This is a genomic window from Carnobacterium sp. (genome assembly GCF_032094055.1).
Lineage (GTDB): Bacteria > Bacillota > Bacilli > Lactobacillales > Carnobacteriaceae > Carnobacterium_A.
Window position 1 is genome coordinate 4828 of the sequence record NZ_DAMDAK010000116.1, and the last position, 1446, is coordinate 6273.

The 1446-nt window shown below is 36.9% G+C and carries 1 protein-coding gene and 1 pseudogene; both read right to left on the reverse strand.

The annotated features are described in order from the left end of the window. Window positions 1-248 (reverse strand): annotated as a pseudogene (locus tag RT405_RS12715) (ATP:cob(I)alamin adenosyltransferase); the annotation flags it as partial. Window positions 249-418: 170 nt separating this feature from the next. Continuing rightward, on the reverse strand, window positions 419-1446 hold a 1028-nt coding region (locus RT405_RS12720; RefSeq protein WP_313470169.1), incomplete at its 5' end, for a CocE/NonD family hydrolase.

Genomic DNA, 1446 nt, shown 5'->3' on the forward strand with positions numbered 1-1446 from the left:
TTATAGTTCTTTTTTCCATGAGGCGTCGCCAAGTCTGTTCCACAATCAAATAAATACTGCTGTATTTCCACTAGTTCATTTTTTAAAGCTTCTTCTTGCTCGTCCACTTGACTAATTATGTACCCAATCAAAGAATTAGCTTCATCAACTGTACCGTAAGCTTCGACTCGCTTAGAATCTTTTTTGACTGTCCGGCCGCCAATAATATTTGTATTTCCATAGTCGCCTCTTTTTGTATAAATCTGCACTTAAAACTCACCTCCTTTTTTTATATTTCTCACTCACATACTATATAGCATATCGTTTTGTTTTTCAACCACTACATAGTGTGTTTGTATTTATTTTTAGCTAAAAATAAAAGAAGTTCGAATTTTAACTAGCTGCTACCAGCAAGTAAGAATTCGAACTTCTCTAACATTTATTTTTCTACCATCAGAGTAATTTTAGAAGGATATTTTCCTCCTGAAAGAATGGTCTGATCAGCAGGAATCGTTTTAAGTGAATTTGGACCTTTCTTCGTATTGCTGTGTGGGAAAATATAATTCTCCGCACTACTTGTGATATCCAATCTTAATTGGTGCCCAGGAAGAAATTGGTTAGAAATCTTAGATGTTTCGATCTCATAATAATAGACTTCATTTGGAACAAGATAAGAAGGCTGACTAAAACTTTCTCTAAAGCGGGCGCACAATATTCCCTCTGCTAAATTGGTTGAAGTTCCATTAGGAGAAACATCTGTTAAGCGAACGACCCAATCTGTATCGACTGCGGTACTTTTAGCGTAAAAGCCTACTTTTATTTGACCTGTAATGGTCGTTTCAGAAACAAAAGGTTCCGTTGTATAACAAAGAACATCTTGGCGTTTTTCAACTGCATGATAATCATTTGGAAAACAAATCTCATTTTCTGATAAATTAATCAAATGCGGTACAGGATGATCGGGATCGTAGGTGAAATCATCTTCTTTTTCTTTTTCAGGTTTCGCCTTGGTCAGCTTGCCATCTCCAGATGAGCTTCTCGCATCATGTGTACTGGTTAAATAATAAGTCTCTTCTTGGGTAGATTCAGGAGGCCACTGGGCGGCAGTTTTCCATTTATTTTCATTAACAGTATAGTATTCAATGGCAGGTCCAGCGTCTACACCATTGTTGTTATTTTTCAAAAAACGTTCAAACCACAAGAGATGCTGTAAATCAATATCGTGCCTTAATGCAGCATTACCTAAAGCAATCTCTCCCAAATCGCGATTAGCATTGCCTTTATGCAGCCAAGGTCCTAAGATGATTTTACGTTTATTTTTGGGGTAAGTATTGGTTACCTGAATAGCTTCTGTTGTGCCAGCACCATTGTCATCATACCAACCTGAAATAATTAAGGCTGGTACATTAATGGCTTCTTTACGCGCAAACCAGTTCATTGTATCCCAATACTCATCATACGATTTGT